Annotated in this window: 17 protein-coding genes and 1 pseudogene; 15 read left to right on the top strand and 3 right to left on the bottom strand. The window is 59.7% G+C overall.

Annotated features, from left to right (window positions below):
• Window positions 1-228: 228 nt before the first annotated feature.
• The 5 genes from EXQ56_10190 (at window position 229) to EXQ56_10170 (ending at window position 5606) form a co-directional block, all read left to right on the top strand.
• Window positions 229-3231 (top strand): TonB-dependent receptor, encoded by a 3003-nt coding sequence (locus tag EXQ56_10190; protein MSO20811.1) that lies wholly within the window; start codon window positions 229-231, stop codon window positions 3229-3231.
• Between the two features lie 234 nt (window positions 3232-3465).
• A complete protein-coding gene (locus tag EXQ56_10185) occupies window positions 3466-3924 on the top strand; it encodes a hypothetical protein (protein MSO20810.1) in 459 nt (152 codons plus the stop codon).
• Between the two features lie 175 nt (window positions 3925-4099).
• The gene (locus tag EXQ56_10180) at window positions 4100-4285 is read left to right on the top strand and encodes a hypothetical protein (GenBank protein MSO20809.1); all 186 of its coding nucleotides are present in this window, start codon (window positions 4100-4102) and stop codon (window positions 4283-4285) included.
• Window positions 4286-4726 carry a hypothetical protein gene (locus EXQ56_10175; protein MSO20808.1) on the top strand — a complete coding sequence of 147 codons (441 nt, stop codon included), beginning with the start codon at window positions 4286-4288 and terminating at the stop codon, window positions 4724-4726. It abuts the gene before it with no gap.
• Between the two features lie 22 nt (window positions 4727-4748).
• On the top strand, window positions 4749-5606 hold the full coding sequence (locus EXQ56_10170; GenBank protein MSO20807.1) for a DUF255 domain-containing protein: 858 nt from the start codon (window positions 4749-4751) through the stop codon (window positions 5604-5606).
• Window position 5607: 1 nt separating this feature from the next.
• Here EXQ56_10170 and EXQ56_10165 read toward each other — a convergent pair whose 3' ends face one another.
• Together EXQ56_10165 and EXQ56_10160 are read right to left on the bottom strand one after the other, a co-directional pair.
• Window positions 5608-6039 (bottom strand): hypothetical protein, encoded by a 432-nt coding sequence (locus tag EXQ56_10165; GenBank protein ID MSO20806.1) that lies wholly within the window; start codon window positions 6037-6039, stop codon window positions 5608-5610.
• 38 nt (window positions 6040-6077) lie between these two features.
• On the bottom strand, window positions 6078-7526 hold the full coding sequence (locus EXQ56_10160; protein ID MSO20805.1) for a hypothetical protein: 1449 nt from the start codon (window positions 7524-7526) through the stop codon (window positions 6078-6080).
• Window positions 7527-7857: 331 nt separating this feature from the next.
• Here EXQ56_10160 and EXQ56_10155 point away from each other — a divergent pair, with 331 nt between their 5' ends.
• The 7 genes from EXQ56_10155 to EXQ56_10125 all read left to right on the top strand — a co-directional run bounded on the left by EXQ56_10155 (window position 7858) and on the right by EXQ56_10125 (window position 15738).
• The gene (locus tag EXQ56_10155; protein ID MSO20804.1) at window positions 7858-8370 is read left to right on the top strand and encodes a thiol peroxidase; all 513 of its coding nucleotides are present in this window, start codon (window positions 7858-7860) and stop codon (window positions 8368-8370) included.
• 866 nt (window positions 8371-9236) lie between these two features.
• Window positions 9237-9701, top strand: coding sequence for a hypothetical protein (locus EXQ56_10150; protein ID MSO20803.1), 465 nt, complete (start codon window positions 9237-9239; stop codon window positions 9699-9701).
• Window positions 9635-9925: a hypothetical protein gene (locus tag EXQ56_10145; protein ID MSO20802.1), complete on the top strand. Its 291-nt coding sequence runs from the start codon at window positions 9635-9637 to the stop codon at window positions 9923-9925. The genes EXQ56_10150 and EXQ56_10145 overlap by 67 nt, the downstream gene beginning before the upstream one ends.
• On the top strand, window positions 9877-10164 hold the full coding sequence (locus tag EXQ56_10140) for a hypothetical protein (GenBank protein ID MSO20801.1): 288 nt from the start codon (window positions 9877-9879) through the stop codon (window positions 10162-10164). The genes EXQ56_10145 and EXQ56_10140 overlap by 49 nt, the downstream gene beginning before the upstream one ends.
• 188 nt (window positions 10165-10352) lie before the next feature.
• Complete coding sequence (locus EXQ56_10135) at window positions 10353-13325, top strand: hypothetical protein (GenBank protein MSO20800.1); 2973 nt, start codon at window positions 10353-10355, stop codon at window positions 13323-13325.
• Window positions 13326-13667: 342 nt separating this feature from the next.
• On the top strand, window positions 13668-15164 hold the full coding sequence (locus EXQ56_10130) for a hypothetical protein (protein MSO20799.1): 1497 nt from the start codon (window positions 13668-13670) through the stop codon (window positions 15162-15164).
• The gene (locus tag EXQ56_10125) at window positions 14947-15738 is read left to right on the top strand and encodes a hypothetical protein (GenBank protein ID MSO20798.1); all 792 of its coding nucleotides are present in this window, start codon (window positions 14947-14949) and stop codon (window positions 15736-15738) included. The genes EXQ56_10130 and EXQ56_10125 overlap by 218 nt, the downstream gene beginning before the upstream one ends.
• Before the next feature lie 39 nt (window positions 15739-15777).
• Here the strand turns inward: EXQ56_10125 and EXQ56_10120 are convergent, their stop codons facing one another.
• Window positions 15778-17241 carry a metallophosphoesterase gene (locus tag EXQ56_10120; GenBank protein MSO20797.1) on the bottom strand — a complete coding sequence of 488 codons (1464 nt, stop codon included), beginning with the start codon at window positions 17239-17241 and terminating at the stop codon, window positions 15778-15780.
• A gap of 210 nt (window positions 17242-17451) precedes the next feature.
• On the opposite strand from EXQ56_10120, the gene EXQ56_10115 reads away from it, so the two are divergent.
• The 3 genes and pseudogenes from EXQ56_10115 (at window position 17452) to EXQ56_10105 (ending at window position 20326) form a co-directional block, all read left to right on the top strand.
• Complete coding sequence (locus EXQ56_10115) at window positions 17452-18480, top strand: tRNA-dihydrouridine synthase (GenBank protein ID MSO20796.1); 1029 nt, start codon at window positions 17452-17454, stop codon at window positions 18478-18480.
• A gap of 62 nt (window positions 18481-18542) precedes the next feature.
• Window positions 18543-19265, top strand: coding sequence for a cyclase family protein (locus tag EXQ56_10110; GenBank protein MSO20795.1), 723 nt, complete (start codon window positions 18543-18545; stop codon window positions 19263-19265).
• A gap of 288 nt (window positions 19266-19553) precedes the next feature.
• A pseudogene (locus EXQ56_10105) lies at window positions 19554-20326 on the top strand (IS5 family transposase).
• Window positions 20327-20329 lie beyond the last annotated feature (3 nt).

Genomic DNA, 20329 nt, shown 5'->3' with positions numbered 1-20329 from the left:
AGATATTCCAGGCGAAATCCGCTGCGTTCCCGTGGTTACGCGGAGTCGCCCTGGTAGCCACGGTGAACGATTTTCTCGCCGTGGGCTTTGGCGTCGTGGGCTGAGAGTTCTGCAGATAAGTCTCGCGGCGAGAAAATCGTTCACCGTGGCTACCATGGCGACTACTGATCGCCAATTTTCCGGATTCCGGTTGCCGGTCATCCGCAATCATTAAATGGAGGAAATACCGTGAAGATTCAAAAGCAATTTCAGCACGCAGCGCTGCTGATGATGATGGTCCTGTCGCTGGCCACAGGGACAGCGTTCGCGCAGTCATCGGGCAATAGCGGACAGATCGGCGGGCAGGTGCTCGATCCTTCCGGCGCCGCCGTGACGGGACAGGAAGTCGTCTCCCGCAATATCGACACCAACCAGACTCGCACGGTAACCACCGACGGCTCCGGCCGCTACGCCATCGGCCCAGTGCCAGTGGGCGAATATGAAGTCACCGTGAAGCCAGCCAACATGGAGGCGTCCAGCCAGAAAGTTTACGTTTCGCTCGGCGGGCGCGCCAATGCGACATTCACCCTGGGCATGAAGTCGGTCCGCGAAACGGCGAACGTCAGGGCAGACGCTGCCACGGTCATTGAACCGGCGCAAACATTCTCCAAGGCAGTGCTGACCGAGATTCAGTTGCAGAATATTCCCGCGCCGGGACGCCGGATCAAGAATTTATTTCTGCTGACGCCCGCGACGCAGATTGAGCCGGAGTGCGGCGGCTTCTCCATCTCCGGACAAAAGGGCGTCTACACCAGCTTCAACGTGGACGGCGGCGATTACACCAGCTCGCACTTCTGCGGCCATGTGGAAATGACGCCGACAATATCCGTGGAGTCGATCCGGGAACTCCAGGTGCTCCGCAGCACCTTCTCCGCCGAGTTCGGCCGCTCCACCGGCGGTATCGTGAATCTAGCCACCAAGACCGGCACCAACCAGTTCCACGGTTCAGGCTTTTATCTGGGACGGAACGAATCGCTGACCAAGACCGATCCCTTTGGCCGCGAGCAGATTACCAATGGCAACCAGTTCGGCGGCTCCTTCGGCGGCCCGATCCGGAAGGACAAAACGTTCTTCTTCAGCGCCGGTGAGTTCCAGTACAACAACAAACCCATTCAGGTGCTCTACGAGCAACTGGATGCGCAAAACCTGCGCGGTACGGTCGGCGGGCAGACACTGCTTTCTATCGCTTCCGAGCAAAACATCAAGTCGAACAGCGAATTGCAGTCCACCGTCAACCGCGTGGACCACAGCATCAACGACAACAACACCCTGACCACTCGTTTTGATTTCACGCGCAACGAGATTACCGGCGTGATTGGCTCGTTCATCAACACCAACGGACTGGGCGCCGGCTCCATCACCAACCGCGATGCGACCAATGCCGCCCCGACCAGCAATCGCACGAACTATACCGGGATGGTGCAGCTTTCCTCGGTCCTCTCACCGCGCACCGTCAATGAGTTCCGTTACACGGTGGCCAGCGAATTCCGCCCCTGGGAACCGGGCGATGGCCCGGAGGTCACGGTCAACAATTCCGGCCAGACGCTGGCCATCTATGGACCGCAAGGCACGGGGCTGAGCTATGGCAACGTCGGATACAAGTTCTCGGACCGGCGCAATCAGTTTATTGATAACTACTCGATCGTTACCGGCACACACACCATGAAGATCGGCTTCGACGCCAACCTCGTCAATTCCGAGGTCCGTTTCAACCCCGGCTATAACGGCGTGTATCGCTTCGACAGCCTGCAAGGGTTCCTGGATCGTACTCCCGGCGCCTACTCGCAGTTCGCCGGTTCAGGCGTCACCACGCCACACAAGCACCAGATCGCGTTCTACCTGCAAGACGAGTGGCGCGTGGGCCGTGGATTGACCTTAAGCCCCGGCTTCCGTTATGAGATGGCTCTGCTGCCTGACTACGAGCCGGCCACTCTGCCTTCGCGCCGGTTTGCCACCGAGCCTATCCAGGACGACAAGGAGATGTATGGACCGCGCATGGGCCTGGCCTGGGATCTTCGCCAGGACGCCAAGACCGTTCTGCGCGCCGCTGCCGGTGTGTTCTACGCTCCGCCGTACATCACGCTGTGGGAACAGGCCATCGCTTTCAACGGCGGCAATCCGGAACTGGGCAAGAGCGTCAACCTGACGAACCTGACGGACATCCGCAACGCGTTTAACAATCAGGGAATCAACCTCGGCAATGCGGCGCTGAATGCGCTTCCGGTGTTCAATGCCGATCAACTCAGCCGCCTGCCCAACAGCACCGCTCAAGTGTATTACATGCAGCCCGATTTCCGTTTGGCCCGCTCGTTCCAGTATCGCGTCGCGCTGGAGCAGCAGATCGCCAGCGGCTTCACGGCCTCGATTGACTACACCAGCATCAACACCACACGCATGGACCGCGTCCGCGACACCAACCTGCCCGCTCCCGTGCGCGATGCGACAGGCCGCCCGGTCTATACGCCGTCGGCAGCCACCAGCCTGAACTCGCTGCGTCCCAACCAACAGTATGCGCAGGTCTACATCACGGAGTCGTCGGCTCGCGGATTCTATCGCGGCATGGTCGCCTCCATGAGCCTGCGCCGTTCGCGCTACACCATCGACGCTTCCTATACCCTGGGCTTCAACAAGGGCTATGACGAGCATGAGAACGGCGGCGTCAGCGCTCCCTTCTATGAGAACGCCTTCGACCTGAACAACGAATATAGCTGGACGCAGATTGATCAGCGCCATCAGTTTGCTTCGAGCGCAGTGTTCTTCCTGCCGAAGGGCATCGAGCTTTCCACCGTCAATCGCTTCAACACCGGACGTCCCTACAGCCCGCGCACCGGCGTGGATTCAAACCGGGACGGCAACAATAATGATCGCCCGCTGCAGAACGGTAATCCGATCCCGCGCTACACGTTCCGCAACAGCGGATTTGCCGACACCAGCCTGCGCGTGCAGAAGTCGTTCACGCTGCCCAACGAGCGTGGCACGCTTTCGTTCTCGACAGAGTTCTTCAACCTGCTCGATTTCGATAACGTCGAGATCAGCGCCGCCCAGCAGGTTTACGGCAACAGCCTGGATGTGTCCGCCACGAACGCCAACTTCGGGCGCGTCCGTGATGTGGCCACCAATGCTTACATCACCAGCAGCACGCTGCGGACGACGCCGTTTCAGGTGCAGTTGGGAGTGCGGTTCCAGTTCTAGGCTGGTTGCGTGACAGTGCCGCGACCGTCAGGGAGCGGGGGTTGGTTTCCATGCTGGCAAACCCCCGCTCCCTGACGGTCGCGGCACTGTCACGGATTTTGAACTAGGCGAGTTTGGGTGAGTTTGGAACTGTTTGATGCTAGACTCGACCCAGAATGTGGGAGGGATGGCGGGGGCCGACCCTCCCACTACTTATATGCAATTTTGCGATTTCAATACCCGCAGGAGGACCAAATGATTCGGACCAGCTTGAATTTTGTGCCAATGGTCGCGTTGCTTGCCTTCGCGTTCGGGACGTCCGCGTTTGGGCAGGACCTGTTCAGCGAGCAAAGCAAGGAAAGCAAGAGCGAGGCGGCCAAGGAAACCAGCCGCGCCGACGGCAAGGAATCCATCTTCTGCCCCACGATGAAGACCGGACAGGTGTGTACGCACGGCACCGCCGCGATCCTGGGCCTGAAGGGAGCAGACGCCGAAGAGTGGACCGTCTGGGCGCGCAAGTACAACAAGGCGGTGGATGTGGCCACGCTACAGTTGTTTCAGGACGCCGCGGTGAAGCTTACGCCCAAACAGTTGGAGTTGCTGAAGGCCTGGTTCGCCATCGGCTGGAATGAGCAGATGAACAATCTGCTCTACGGCAGAAATCTCGACAATCTGGAAACCGCCAAGACCGAAGGGTTAAAGACGACCAAGTAGGCCGCCAGCCGGTGTTCTGGACCATCTTTATGGATGGGTACAGGAAGCGCTGGCAGCCACGGTGAGCGCCTTTCTCGCCGTGGGATTGTGAACCACAGCGGAAACCCCACGACCAGAAAAACACTGACCGTGGCTACCCAGGCAAACTCGCTCTACAGCAAATGGCGTAAAGGGAATGACCGTGCATTCGACGACCCGCCGAACCCAGGACTTTCTTCTCCCGTTGATTCTGCTGCTGGCCATGAGCATCGCTCCCGCGGTGATCGCCAGCGCGCAGGCCGGCGTGCTCGAGGATGTCCGCGAGCAGTTCAACAAGGACAAGGGCGTGCCGCGGCTGGTGGTGCTGGTCTCGCCCACCTGAATGGGTTGCCTGGGCGGTGCCCAGTGGATACAGGACTATGTGCTCAAGAAGAATCCTGATCTGAATCTCAAGGTCTATACGATCTGGTACTCGATGATTAAGAGCGACACCCCGGAGGCGTTTCCCACCGCACGGAAGATACTGCCGGACAAGCGCGTGTCGCACTATTGGGACAGCAAAAAAGAGACCGGCAAGTGGTTCAAGGAAGTGGTCCAGGAGTTGCCGCCCAAGGGGCCAATTCAGTGGGACGCGTTTTATCTTTACGGGCCGGACGCGGAGTGGCCGGAGATTAAACTGGAAGCCGAGCCTGGTCCGCGCATAACGCTGGGCCGAACTATTCTCCAGGCACGCAATAAATTACTGGAAGGCATCGACGGATTGAAGCAGTCCGGCGTATCTTCTGCCACACCCGCCGCCACCTCACCGAGCGAGCAGCAATAAGAAATCAATTAGAGGAAACGTCATGCTGAAATCCATCCTGCGCACAAAAATTACACTGACGCTGGCCATCCTGTTTGCTGCTGCATCCGGCAACCTGCTGCGCGCCGAAGAGCCGGGCGGCATCTACTGGTTCAATGACATCGAGAAGGCCAGCGAGACCGCCCTCAAAGAGAACAAGATCATGATGGTGGATTTCTGGGCCGACTGGTGCACGGCCTGCAAAGTGATGGACGCCGACGTCTATCCCGACCCGGAAGTGATCGCAGCGATCAATGAGCATGTCGTTAGCGTGAAGATTCATTTCGACATGCAGCAGGAGTTGGCGCGTAAATACAGCATCCCCGCGCTGCCCTTTATGCTGTTCACCAACTCCTACGGCACCAAGCTGTTCTATCATCGCGGCATTCTGGAGAAAGAAAATCTCATCATGGTGCTGAAAGCTCTGCCCAAAGATGTGGCGGAGATCAACCGTCTCGATCGCGGTCTTCAGGAAGACAACAATAGCGCCGACGGCCTGGTGGCCATGGCCGTCGAGATGCGCCAGACCGGCTTCTATGAATCCAGCAACGACTTCTACACCCGCGCCCTCAAGCAGAATAATCTAAAGAAAGATGCCGCGAAGCGCGAAACCGCGATGTTCGCCATCGGCAAGAACGCTCTGGAATTAATGGACGGCAAGACCGCCGCCGCGACATTCGAGAAGTGCTTAAAGGATTTCTCCAAGAGCGCCAATCGCGCGACGTATCTGCTGGGCGCAGGCCAGGGCTACGCGCTGGACGAAAAGAAGGACAAAGCGAGGAAGAGCCTCGGCGCGGTGGTCTCCGAGTTTCCCCAAAGTGAATTCGCCGCCAAGGCGCAGGAGTTGCTGAAGCAGCTCTAGCTTACAGCGCCGGCTTTCCCGTAAAGATAATCGCCTTGATCACCCCGGCCGTGCCTAGCTTGGCGTCCGGCTCCGGGACATACTCGATCTTCACCGGCACCGGGTTCTGCGGTCCGCAGGTTAAGTCAAGCGTAGCGGTACCCGTTCCACGGATGTGGACGTTCTCGGGGTCCACCAGCATCAGCGACAGTTTTTTCCCGCCCGCCAGCATGGTTAGCCGCACCTTGCCGTCCATGCATTCGAAGTTCTGCAATTCCCCTTCGGCGCTTTCAGTCGGTTCCTGCGGGGCAACCTGCTCCACATACCCCGCAACCATCGGCTCCCGGCGGCGTAGACGAGGAAGCTCCTCAGACGAATCGGAGTATCCAGTCTCGACTGCGTCCCCCTGCTCCGAATCATTGAGCGGATCGTTGCTTGGCTGGTTGCGGGCCATCCGGGGCATCCCGGATTGGCGACAAACTCGACGACACTTTAGGCCTCGGCAATCTCTTCAGGAGTTTGGGAAATGCCGCGCAACCTCTCTGCGGCGGACTTGGCGTCGGTGGGCTGTTTCACCTGCAGGTACAGGTAGGCCAGCAGACGAAAGATTTGCCGCCCCTGCTCACGGGTGAGCGACTTTAGCGGCTGCAGCGCGATAATCGCTTGCGCGAAGGCATTTTCGTTGAACAGCATCCGGGCCAGGTCATAGCAGACCTCGTACTGCGTGGGGCGCATTTCCAGCGCCCTTAGCAGCACCGGCATCGAGCGGCTATCCCGGGCCGCGCCGCGTTCCCGCAGCCCGCCTTCTCCATCGGCCCGCGTTTCATTTTCCAGCAGCCGCGCGTAATCCACCAGCAGCCGCACCTCGGGGCTGTTCATGGCGATGGCCTTGGCGAACTGCTCGCGCGCCATGGCCTCATCCGGATTAGGATGCTCCCGCAATGCCAGGTAGCCCAGCGCAGCCGGAATGCGATGATCATCTGGAAATTTTTTCTCGAGGCCCACCAGCAACTCCCGGGCCTCATCGGCCTTGGGTCCCGCACCCATGATGGAGGCCAGAGCCAGTCCTGACTCCAAGGCGCTGACGATTTCGATCGCAGGCTCCTCGGCGGACTTCTCCAGTTGCGTGTCAAAGAGTGCGTAGTTGTACGTTGCCGCTCGAAAATAAGAGTTCAGGCTCTTCTCAACCGTAGCCAGGGTCTGGCCGTAGGCGGATTGAAACGCTTCTTCATGGGACTTGCCGGCGACCAACGCGCTCATCCACTCGCCGTACTTCGGTCGATAGGTTTCCGACAGCATCAGCATGTGTGTCAGTGCCCAGCTTTGCGCGTAGAAAATCTGGGTGCGGTCACGCTCGTTGTAATAGGGCGAATCGTGGTCCACGGTAAATAGCGTGGGCAAATCCAGCATCTTGCTCTCGCGGAAGGAATATATGCGGCCGGGGATAATCTCACCCACTTTTACTTTCTTCCCTACCGGCGTCATGGTGGAGTAGAAATCCGCCAAGCCTTCATTCAACCATGCCGGCAATCGCATTCCGGAGTGCTGCACCAGCAGATGCACGTACTCGTGCGTGGCTCCGGACAGGAAATCGGGACTGAGCTCCTGCATCACGATATAGTCGCGGTCATAACCGCGTTGATAGTATGCCGCTGCGGACTCCGTGGGCCGGTAAGGCTTGAACTCCTTTTCCGACTGGAAGGCCACAATGAGCGTCTTGCTCTCCGAGACCGGCTCCTTGATGCCTACTTTCAGGAAGAAACTGCGCACCTGCTCGAAATGTAGCAGCGCGGCCCGCGCGCGGCGGTCGCCCTCGGTAGTCAGTAACTCAAAGTTGGCGGTAGTGAGTCGTCTCCACTTCGGCTCTGCCGCGTTCAGACAAGACTGCGGAGTTAGGGATGCGATCAGCAGAAGCGCTGCCAGCGCCAGAGTGTTTCTCATGATCCCGCCTCCTGCAGACCATTCACTGTACTGAGGGGATGGTGAGAGTATATACAGCCAATTGTGCAAAGGCAATGAGCCATATTGGGGGTTAAGGGAGCAAGCTTCCTCAGCCGCTAGCTTGGAGATAAGGCACGTTCTCGGCAGAATCCGGACGTGCATTCGGGCGGGGGGGGCGCATCGCGTTGCTGATGGGGCTCTGCCGTTCACGATAGGCATGGCGGCATGGCGGGGCTGACATGACCTAATTGTACTTTCAAGTATGGATTCGAGCGGCTATACTGGCAGGTTAATCAGGCGAAACAGTTCATCACAGGAGGAGCAACTTAATATGGAACGTAAAGGTGCGGTTACGCTGCGTGGCAACGCAATGACTCTGGTTGGCCCGGAGATCAAGGTGGGAGACAAGGCCCCGAATTTTACGCTGACCGGCAATGACATGAAGCCGGTTACGCTGGCGGACACCACGGGCAAGGTGCGCATCATCGCCGTGGTGCCCTCGCTGGACACGCCGGTGTGCGACACCGAGACACGGCGCTTCAATGAGGAAGCAGCGAAGCTGCCGGGTGTCGAGATTCTCACCGTCAGCGTGGACCTGCCCATGGCGCAGAAGCGCTGGTGCGGCGCGGCGGGCGTGGATAAAGTCCGCACGCTCTCCGACTATCGCGACCGCAATTTCGGCACGGCCTACGGCGTGCTGATTCAGGAAATTCTGCTCGAAGCACGCACCGTATTCGTACTCGACAAGGACGATACGGTCCGTTATGTCGAATACGTGAAGGAAGTGAGCGAGCAGGTCAACTTCGACGCCGCGCTGGACGCCGCAAAGAAACTGGCCTCCTAAGCGCATGAAGAGCGGCGGGCGCCGCCGTGTCGCGTGATCCTCGCCAGTCCTAGTACGTATAGGACCAATCCTGCGTAATATTTGGATATTCGGATTGACCCTCTCCTTTGCGGGACTAGATTGCCTCTGTACCCATTCGCGGCGGGAGTTTATGCTGCGTATATTTCACGTCAATAAAGAGCAAACCGAATGGAACAGTTGATGCGGAGATTGGCGAATGCTGTAGATCGGCGCTCGTTCATGCGGTTGGTGGGCAAGATGGGGATGGGGGCGGCGGCAGCGGCCGCTGTCCTTCTGCTTCCCAAACGCGCGGCGGCTTGTGATCATTTCTGCGGCGTAGATAGTGCTGGGCCGTGTAAAGGTAAAAATGAGGGAGACGTGTGCAGATCCGGCAAAGGCGGACAGAGTAAGCGTTGTGTTAATGCAGGGGATCCGAACTATCTCGACAAATGTGAGTACCGCCCTGAGTAGTATGTCCGTTTAGCATCCCGAAGCGGCGGAGCGTGTGTAAGGTGGTGTGTGCACCCAGGCAGCGCTTCGCTTCAGTCCGAGCCGCGCGCGTGAGCGAGCGGGGGGGCCGCGCTAACGCCCAACCTCCACTTGCTCACGCGCGCGGCACTGTTGGAATTGCCGTGGCAGTCACCATGCGCCAACCGGCGCACAGGATTGGCTTGGCTTGATGCCGGACTATTTAAGACATGGGAATGACGGTCGCATACCTTTACTTGCGTATCATCCTGGGGCTTCTGTTTATTGTGGCGGGCCTTTCCAAAGCCTGGGATCGCCGCGCCTTCCAGAGCGCCGTGGACAGTTTTCAGATCGTCCCGACTCGCTTGGCGCCAGCCGTGGCCTGGGCCGTAGTGTAACTGGAGCTGGCTGGCGGCGTCCTGCTGCTGGCGGGCATCTATGTTTGGCTTGGCGCGTTTCTGCTGGGTAGTCTGCTGGCCGCCTTCATTGTTGCGCTGGTCGTAAACCTGCTGCGCGGGCATCGCAATCTGGACTGCCAATGCTTCGGCCGGCGAACGGTGCGGATCGGCTGGGGCCATGTTGCCCATAACACCCTGATGCTGGCCGTTTCCCTGCTGATTGGAATCGTTGCGCTGCGGGCTAACCCTGCGTTGAGCTGGGGGAATCCTGCCTCCGCGTCGCTGACCATCCTGGCAGCCGTCTATACTGCTGTGCTTTCCCCTGGCCGTGCAAGAGCTGCTGAACGTGCGGGCCAGATTGCTGCGGATGGTGAGTCGCATCAAAACCCCATAGGACCATGGAAGCTTATCTACTGGCATCGAACATCGCCTTATGGATTGTCGTCATTGTTCAGACGCTGCTAATCTTGTCGTTTTTCCGCTACATGGGTCTGCTGATGGACCGAGTTCCGCCCGACGGGCTTCCGCTGGGCAAGCCCGCGCCCCGGCGCGAGGTGGTGGATATCGAGGGCGTAAAGCACGCTCTGGGCGAACCGTCCCCGCGCCACCTGGTTCTGATTTTCACTTCGCCGAAATGTCCGTGGTGCGAAAATTGGCTCCCGACGTGGCTCCGTTCACGGCGTCCCTAAGCCCGGACTATAACCTTCTGTTGGTCGTTCATGACCAGCCGCCCGACGGCGAGGCGCGGACTTACGCGCAGAAGCTGGGCGGCGGCGCGCCGCTTCCGCTGGCGGTGGCCCCCGAACTATTTGAAACCTATGGGATTCCCGGCACGCCTTACGGACTGCTCATAGATAAAGAAGGCATCGTGCGGACGAAAGGCACAACCAACTCGTTGACTGACCTGCAAACCCTTGTCAAAAATTGACCATACGCAGAATTGTCTTGTTCCCATTTTGGAAAACTGCTAGCATTCTCTTATCCGCATTGAGCAACGGAGAGCGCCCCCGGCGTCCCCCGTAGTTAGTCCCTAAAAGTAATCAACTTGTATCCGAGCCGAAGTGTTTCTATAGGTTCCGCTGGGCTATACCATCCGGCGGGGGGTAATGGGTATCGATGCGAATTTGGTGCCATCTCGGACGTTTGATGCCTGCGGGAGCCGGCTTTACTCTGACGATATTCCTCCTGTCCGCCTGCGCCCTACCCCTCCGCGCACAGTATCAAATTCCAGAGCAGTGGGAACAATGGTTCTACGGCCAGCGCATGTACGGGCTGGGCTATATTCCCAATGACGCACTGGTGCGCGCCATCAGCCAGCGAGACAAGGCGGCAACCGGGATTCGTAAGGCCGGCATGGATGGGTTCAGCGTTAGCGCCCTGAGCAACGCCACCATTGGCGGCGGCACGTCATCTTTGGAAGACGGCTCGGTGCCTGCCATCACCAATGGCCGCTGGTTTGAGATGGGCCCGAGCGCGATCAACTCTTCGCTCGATGACACCGTCAGCGGTCGCATCAACAGTCTGGCCATCGACCCGCGCAATCCCTCGACTCTTTATGTCGCGGCGGCGGGCGGCGGTGTATGGAAATCAGTCAATCGCGGCGGACGTTGGACACCGCTCACGGACAATCTGCCGTCACTCGCCTCCGGCGCGGTGGGCGTCGATCCATTTACCAGCGAAGTTTGGTACGGAACCGGCGAGTTAAACTTTTGCCGCGACTGCTATTATGGCGCGGGTGTTTACCGCTCCGGCGACGGTGGCATAAGTTGGAACCGCGTCAACCCGGAAGCATTTCTTACTTCACCCACCTCGTTGATTAAGTTTGATAGTCGTCGCCAGGGAACGATCTTCATCGGTCGTTCCACGGCGCTGTGGAAGACCTCCGACAATGGACTGACTTGGCGCGTGGTGCTGCGCGGCGCCATCACCGACCTGGCCATCCATCCGCTGGACAGCAACATCGCCTATGCCGCCGTGGGCAATTTCAACGGCGGACCGGACAACGGCATCTTCCGCTCCACCGATGGCGGCGAGACATGGACGCGCCTTGTCAATGGACTGGCTGAATCCGGAAGCATGGGCCGTATATCGCTGACCATTGCTCCGTCCGATCCCAATATCTTATTTGCGCTGATTGTCCGAGCCACCGATTATAACCTCCAGGGCCTGTTCCGCTCGGTTAATGGCGGAACCAACTGGAGTCAGATCGGCAACCTTCCCGCCGACCTGTTCAGCGAGGACGGCCAAGGTCAGGGACTCTTTAACGCGTTGGTCCGCACCGACCCGCGCACGCCTGGAGTGGTCTATGTCGGAGGCATCAAGCTGTGGCGGTCGGCGGATTTCGGGGCGACTTGGGAAGATGTCAGCACGCCGGCGCGGTTGCATGAAGACCCGCGCGACATCGTGTTCGACCCTTCCGACCCGGCCACATTCTATCTGATCGGCGACAGCGGCGTGTGGCGCACGTCCGACTCCGGGCGCAGTTTCCTCAGCGTCAATCAGACCCTGGGCGCTGGACTATTCCAATCCGTCGCACTGCATCCCACCAATCCAAGTCTGGCGGTCGGAGGCACGCAGGATAACGGCACGGCGCTCTACGCTGGCTCGATGTTATGGGAACAGGGCCGGCCCGGCGACTCCGGCGCGGTGTTCTATGATCGGGAGAATCCGCAGACTATCTTCACCGTGGCTCGGCGGCACTCGCTGCGCCGCTCGGTTGATGGAGGCAAGACCTTCCAGTTGATTGCGGAAGGATTAGACGGATCAGATCGCGTTCAGTTTTATCCACCGTTTTTGGCTGACCCCTCGCAGTCGTCCACTCTCTACTTTGCCACGCAACGCATCTGGCGGAGTACCAATCGCGGCGACTCCTGGACACCGCTGTCCAGCGATCTGACGGGCGGCGCCACGGCCACCATCAGTGCGCTGGCCGTGGCGCCCACCGACTCCCGAGTATTGTTTGCAGGCACCAGCAACGCCCGCGTGATGGTAACGCTCGACAACGGAGCAAACTGGCGCGCCACCGCCGCTCTGCCCAATCGCTTCGTAACCTCCATCGCCATTGAACCCGTTTATCCGGGCCGCGCCGTCGCGACGCTCTCCGGATTTGGGACCGGCCATGTATTTCGCACCGAGAATTTCGGCGAGACCTGGGTGGACATCAGCGCCAACCTGCCCGACATTCCCGTCAATGCGGTGATGCTCGACGCCGTTAATCCGTCAACTATCTACGTGGGCACGGACATCGGCGTATTTGTCCGCTTGGAGGATGGCACATGGTCGGCGATGCGCGACGGGCTGCCCAACGTGGTGGTGCTGGGCCTAGCGCAGAATCCCGCCACCGGGCTGATCGCCGCGGCCACGCATGGCCGTGGAGTATTCGCCATCTCCACCAATCAACCTGCGTTGAGCGCGCCGCGATCCGCGCTGCTCACTAATGCGGCCAGCGGTGAAGTTGCTCCGGCCACGCCGGGAATGATCAGTTCCTTGCTGGGAGCCAACATGGCTTCCACTTCCGCCGCCGTGGGCAACTCCCTGCCCCTGCCGACGGGGATGGCAGGCACTACGATTCTGGTGAATGACGTTCCCGCACCGCTGTTCTCCGTCTCCCCCACTCGGCTGGATTTCCAGATTCCCTACGGGCTGACCGGGCCATTCACTCAGATCACGGTTCGCACGAATGACGGCGAGGCAACCATGCGCGTGGCACGAGCCGATACCAACCCCGGTATCGTAGGCGCCAGCACCGAGGCGGTTACCCACGGCAACGGATTGCGAGTGAGCGAAACGGCTCCAGCGCGCGTCGGCGAGGAACTGGTTCTGTACTCCTACGGCCTTGGTTCCGTATCCCCCGCGGTGCCCGCCGGACAGGGCGCGCCATCTTTCCCTGTCGCGCGGACTACGATCAATCCAGTTGTTCGCGTGGGCAATGCCACCTCTGAGGTGCGCTCAGCCAACCTCGTGCCGGGGTCCGTGGGACGCTACCAGATCAATTTCATGGTGCCAGCCGGACAAACTGGCCTCCTCAGCGTTCGCCTGGATTCCGGGGTGCAGCCAACCAACACCACGTTCATCAACGTCATTCCGTAAGCGGCCAATGACGCGGACGGTTCGTCCAGACTCGCGGCCCAGCCCCAAGTATCACTCCGCATAACCCAGGCGCACGCCAAATTTTCCTGTTCCGCGGAATCATCCAGATTTCCCTGTTGCATTGCGGCGCCAGGTAATGACGTTGCGCGACACAGTGCCGCGCGACGGCACTGTCACGCGCGGCATTTTTCTCTTTTGCGCCGCCTGCAATCCGCATATAATCATCCCCGACTCTCGCACCCGTAACCACTGGTATCGCTGATGCACACTGCGCCGGACAATTCTCCGCAACACGCCCCGCACAATTCCGGCCCCTAGGAATGGGAGCAACTGCGCGGCAACGTGCGCCACCAGACGGTCGGGATGCTTGGCGAAATCTTCGCCCTGCTGCGCATCCTTTTGCAGGACGCCATCATCCTGGTCGTCGGCTTCGCCGTCGAGTTCGCCTTCGAGCGCTGGCTGCACACCGAACAACCCTTCTTCCGCCTAGCCATCAACATCTCGTCCGCCGTGTTCCTGCTGCTCTACGGCGTCATGGTAACGGTCCACGTCGTCCACTACGTCCAGGAGCAGTTCGGAACGGTGGCCGCTAACATCACCGGCAACTGGATTCCCTGGGGGCTGGCCGCCGCAGGCGTCATCGCCGCCGTCATCGCCATGAACCGGCCCGGCACCCGCGGCGAGCAGCAGGCGGGTGGGGCGCGCCCCGTCGAGCGGTTCGTCTCCGCGCTGCCGCCGAACACGATGTTGAATATCGATGCGGCCGTTACCGCCGGGCAGCATTTGCTGGCGATTTCACCGGACGGCCGCCGCCTCGCCTACATTGCCGGAAACGCCGGAAACGGGGCTAACTCTCAAATTCATGTTCGGTCAATAGACTCGCTGGCGACCACGGCCCTCGCCGGAACGGACGGCGCTATCAATCCTTTCTTCTCTCCGGACGGCGAGTGGCTCGGATTCTTTTCCGGCGGATTGCTAAAAAAGATTTCCGTCAGCGGTGGAGCGGCCCTGACGCTTGGCCCTGTAGTGGCTTCCCCGGCTCGCGGCGGGACTTGGGCGGAAGACGGCACGATCATTTTCGGCACGAGCGCGTCAGGACTAATGCGGGTTGCCTCGGCCGGAGGCGAGACCGAGCCATTCACCACCTTGCAGCCGGGCGAACTCACCCACCGCTGGCCGCAGTTCCTGCCGGATGGCAAGACCGTTCTGTTTACCGTTGCCACGTCAACCAACACTGATGATGCTCAAATCGCCGTGCAGCAGGTTGGCTCGAAGGAAGCAAAAGTCCTGATCCGGGGCGGAACCTATGCGCACTATGTTCCCACAGGGCCTACCGGCCAGCTAATCTACTACCGCGCCGGAACGCTGATGGCGGTGCCCTTTGACCCGGTGACGCTGGAAGTGAAGGGCAATCCAGCGCCGGTGATCGAAGCAGTTCTTGGCAACACTGCCACAGGAGTCGCGCAGTACAGCGTCTCCAACACCGGCTCACTTATTTACGTTGCCGGGACAGCCCAATTGGCCAATGCAAATCTGGTATGGGTGAACCGGCAAGGAGTCTCGCAAGCGCTGCCCGCCACGTCCTTATCGCGCGCCCCGGCTCTCGCCCGATGGCACGAAGGTGTCCGTGGGCATCGGCAACGACGTCTGGCTCTACGACCTCGCCCGGGACACGCTGACGCGCTTCACCTTCGAGGACGGCAACGCCGGAACAGCGGCCATCTGGACGCCGGACAGCAAGCGCGTGGTCTTCCCATCCAATCGGGCAGGGCCTACCAACCTGTTTTGGAAGGCGGCGGATGGCAGCGGTCCCGAAGAGCGCCTGACCACCAGCCCTAATCTTCAGAGAGCGGGCACCATCTCCTCAGATGGCCGGATCAGCCTCTTCACGGAGGTCGCTCCCAAGACAGGAAGCGACCTGTGGTGGATGTCGCTGGAGGGCGACCGCAAACCGCAGGTGTTTCTCCAGACACCGTTTCTGGAGGCCTCCGGACAAATTTCCCCGGATGGCCATTGGGTGGCTTATGGCTCGGATGAATCCGGACGTCTGGAAATTTACGTTCGTCCGTTCCCCGGCCCCGGCGGCAAGTGGCAAATCTCCACCGAAGGTGGTACGGAACACATGTGGTCGCCCAAGGGCCATGAGTTGTTCTTCCGCGCGGGCGCGCAGAAGGAGAAAATGATGGTGGTGGAGTACCAGACGGAGCCTACCTTCAGCACCGGCAAGCCCCGCCTGCTGTTTGAAGGCAAGTACAGTCCCGGAGCGCAAACCGGCGCGTTCTACTCCGTCTCGCCCGACGGCCAGCGCTTCCTGATGATGAAGCCCCCCGAGCAGCAGCAAACCTCGCTGACGCAGATCAACGTGGTCCTGAACTGGTTCGAGGAACTAAAGCAAAAAGTCCCGGTGAAGTGATTGCGTGTGTGATTGCGCGTGACGGTGCCGCGCGCACCATCAGGCGCGGACCAGCTTGAAGCGGCTGATCTCTGGCGGGCAGTTAATGCGGATGGGCACGCCGAAGTAGCCCAGTCCGCGATTGACGTAGAGATGGCAGCCCGCTTCCTGGAACAGTCCGCTCACATATTGGAACTGCACCGAGGTCAGCCCCACGCTTTTCCCCGCCCACTGGAAGAAGACCACCTGGCCACCGCCGTGCGTGTGACCAGAAAGTGTCAGCCCGATGGAGAACTCCTTGGCCAGCGCCGCTGCTTTGATTTCCGCGAACGTGTCGGGATGATGCGCCAGCAACAGCGTGGGCGTCTCCGGCTGCACTTGCGCGGTCAGTTGACGAAGTTTCTCATACGTCTCCGTGCCGTGATAGGCGAAGAAATTGTCGCCATCGCGCCGCCGCACCCAGTCCATGCCCAGCACCGCCAGCCGGTCCTGCCCACGGCTCAGGTCATTGCTCAGGTCAGGGCCGCTTGCACCAATATGCAGCACTTCGTTGCGGAGCGTGCGGATGCCGATGGACTGCATGGCCTGCGCGATTCGCTCGCCGCCTTGTAAATTTCCGCGCGTGGAAGATGGGTCGGAGGACAAATCGTGATTGCCCAACACGGCAATTACTCCCAAGGGCGGCACTCCCAAGGGTGGCGCGCCTTGCGGTGCCCCCAATCCCGGTGCTTGTCCTAACGACGGGCGCAGGCCCCTCAGACCTTCCAGCAAATCCGGCAAGCTGTCCATATTGCGGTCAATCATATCACCGGTCAGAACCACCAGATCAGGCTTCAACTCATTCGCCAAGTGAACCCAATATGCGATCTCCTTGCGGCGAATGTAGGGGCCGGCGTGGAGGTCGGAAAGTTGTACGATGGTCATGCCATCAAGCGAACGAGGCAGATGCGGCATGGGGATGGTCATCTCCCGCGAGATGTCCACCTCATCATCCAGAAACATCTTCGCGCTCAGCCCCAGCGTCATCGCCGGAACAATCAACCCAGGCCCGCCGGTCAGCAGGGCGCGACGCGACAGCACACGGTGAGTCAGCGGCGATCCGAATGCGCTGCTGGAACTTGGCGGGGTCGCCTCGCTGTGTGAAAGAGGCGCGGCGGTGCGGGGATCCGCTGTTGGCGCGCGCAGGGCTTTGGCCGCTAAACGTATCGCCAATACCGCGGCCCACACAAGAAACACCGGCCCCGCTAGCAAAGTGAATAACACCGCCGAACTTTGCCACGCCACCGTGGGATAGAAACTGAATCTCAAAAAAGTGGCGGGGAATAGATAGAGATTGTTGTATATCGAGCGGTACCAAAAAATGCTGATGGGCAAATTGATCAGTAGAATGATCGCCAGCGAGCACCACAAAATCCGTCGGCGACGCTCTGGGGCCGCCCAGACACGAACGCTGCGCACCAGCGCGAAGATAGGCAGTGCGTTGAATAAGATCAGAAAAAATAAAATATTAAAACGGAATCCCATGAGAATTTTCCCGTCGAGCCATCGTCATCACGCCGGATCGACCGCAGTCAAATGAAATGAGTACGAGGAATTATAGCAAATACGCCCGCAGACTCCGCAGTGCGGCAGCGCGTCGCCCCCGGTGCTTTACACCGGCGACGAACGCCGGGTGATGTAAAATCGAATAGGAAAGGCGGCGCGGGTCGCCGGTCAGGTTGACACTAAGCGTAAATGAATTTTTGGCAGACATTACCGAAACCCATCATGGTGTTGGCGCCGATGGCCGACGTTACGGACCCGGCCTTCCGCCGCATCATCGCCAAATGCGGCAAGCCTGATGTCATGTGGACGGAGTTCGTCTCCGCCGACGGCCTGTTCAAAGGCGGCTACGACGCGTTGGTGAAGGACCTGGCATTCACGGAGGCTGAGCGGCCGATCGTCGCGCAATTCTTTACAGGCATCCCCGAGATGATGCGCAAGGCAGCAGCGCTGGCGGTGGAGCTGGGTTTCGACGGTGTTGACATCAACATGGGGTGCCCCGACAAGGGTATCGTGAAGTCCGGCGCCGGAGCGCACCTGCTTCGCCACCCGAAGCTCGCGCAGGAGATTGTGCTGGCGGCGAAAGAGGGAGCCGGCGCGCTGCCGGTCTCCGTCAAGACACGCATCGGCTGGAGCCGCGACGAAATGGAAACTCTGCTGCCCGTATTGCTCGAAGCCGAGCCCGCGGTCATTACCATTCACGCGCGCACGCGTGACGAAATGTCGGCGGTGCCTGCGCGGTGGGAGCACGTCAAGCGCGCCGTGGAAATTCGCGACCAATCCGGACGCGAAACGCTGATCTTCGGAAATGGTGATGTCGCCTCGATCCAGGACGCCGTGGAAAAGGCAACGTTATCAGGCTGCGACGGCGTGATGCTCGGCCGCGCCATCTTCGGCAATCCGTGGCTCTTCGCAGACAGTCGCCGGAATCTTCGCAATGCCACTGAAATTTGGCCCGCGCCGGAAGTTAAATTGCCGGAAGAAAAACTGAACGTGCTGCTGGAGCATACTTGCCTCTATGGGGAGATACTCCCGCACAAGGCATTCGCCATCATGAAGAAGCACTTCAAAGCTTACGTTTCAGGCTGGGATGGCGCCAAGGAGTTGCGGATGAAACTCATGGCCGCCAACAATGCGCGAGAGTTCGCGGCAATCCTTGAGAGTTCTGTTCCAGCAATCACCGTTACTGGAGGTGCGCAGTGTTCCGACTCGCGCTCGTAACAAGTCTACTGCTGCTCACAATAGCGTGCCGGTAAACTTCCACTCCCCAACAGGAGACCACGATGGTAGTTCCCAAGATCATTGATCTCACCTATGCGTTCGACGAGAGGACCATCTATTGGTCGGCGCACGAGAAGTTTCAGCACATTCCCGTGGCATTCGGCAGGACTCCGGCAGGCTATTTCTACTCGAGCTACACCTTTGCGGGCAGCGAGCATGGCGGCACGCACATGGACGCCCCCATTCACTTCGCCGAGGGCAAACTAACCGTGGACCAGATTCCCATCGAGCGCCACATCGGCCCGGGATTCAAGATCAGCGTTGCGGATCAAGCAGCGCAGTATCCCGACTACCGCATCACCGCGGCGGACATTCAAGCTTGGGAGACGAAGAAGGGGCTGACTATTTCGCCCGGCGCAATCGTGCTGATCCACACCGGCTGGGGCCGCTTCTGGGGCGATAGAAAACAGTACATGGGCACCGATAGCGCTGCGGAAGACGCCGAGCGCCACTTTCCGGGCATCGCCCAGGACGCCGCTGAGTTTCTGGCGAACGTGCGCAAGGTTTCCATGGTCGGCATTGACACCGCCAGCCTCGATCACGGCCCCTCCAGCGACTTCATCACGCATCAGGTGCTGAACGGCGCCAATGTGGCTGGCCTTGAAAATGTGGCCAACCTCGACCAGTTGCCCGACACTGGCTATCTTGTGCTGGCGCTGCCGATGAAGATCGCCAGCGGCTCAGGCGCGCCCACACGCGTGGTCGCTCTTCTGAATGCGAAGTAAGAGCAGAGGAGTTGTGCTGTTGGAGAATAAAAAAGTTTGGTAGCGCTACCGGGAATCGAAGGTATTAGCTAGCGTTTCGGTATGTCTTGTCCCGTGCTATCTCATTATTTTTCAACGTGGTCCGTGCGCTTCATTTCATCCCGTTTCGGCCTGTGTTGGATTTCCGTGTCAACGCCGTGCCAACAGATTGCGGGGCTCCACTTCCCTTCGCCTAATCCCGACTATGGTTTTCGTGGTTTAGCTAGGGCGTGTTAACACTAAATAGAATATTGTGGTATACTGCGGTGTATGGAAATCACCGAGGCCCAGTATCGTCGCATCGAACCCAGCCTGCCGCGCCAACGTGGCAATGTCAGTCTAACCAATCTACAGGTGCTCAACGCGTTGCTGTACGTGGCCGAGCAGGGCTGCAAGTGGCGCGGACTGCCCAAGCGTTTCGGCAACTGGCACACCATCTACACGCGCATGAACCGCTGGTCCAAGAACGGCGTGCTGGAGCGCGTCTTCGAGCGTTTGCAGCGGGAGCAGATCGTGCGCCTCAAGATCGAGTCCGTGCAGCTGGACTCGACTATCGTCAAGGTGCATCCCGACGGCACCGGCGCTCTAAAAAAAACGGTCCGCAGGCCATCGGAAAATCTCGCGGCGGATGGACCACCAAGATTCATATGGTTGCCGCGGATGCTCGAACGGCCATAACCTATGCCCTCTCGCCGGCCAAGCCTCCGACGCCGTGGAAGGCCGTGTGCTGCTGGGCGGCATCGGGCCGCTGCCCGCACCATTACATCTGCTCATGGATCGCGCCTACGAAGACAACAAAACGCTCCAACTGGCTCTGGACTTCGGCTTCCTCCCGGTGGTTCCCCCGAAAAGCAATCGCCTGCAACCCTGGCAGTACGATAAGGCCATGTATCGCAAACGCAACCAGATCGAGCGGCTCTTCCGTAGACTCAAAGGCTTTCGCCGCATCTTCTCCCGCTTCGATAAACTCCCTCTTCGACAAACTCGACGTCGTCTTCCTCGCTTTCCTCAACTTCGCTCTCATCGTCGAGGCCCTCCGTTAGTGT

This window comes from Acidobacteriota bacterium (assembly GCA_009691245.1).
Taxonomy (GTDB): domain Bacteria; phylum Acidobacteriota; class Terriglobia; order 2-12-FULL-54-10; family 2-12-FULL-54-10; genus SHUM01.
The sequence above is the reverse complement of the archived record's forward strand: the minus strand, read 5'-3'. Positions and strand labels throughout refer to the sequence as shown.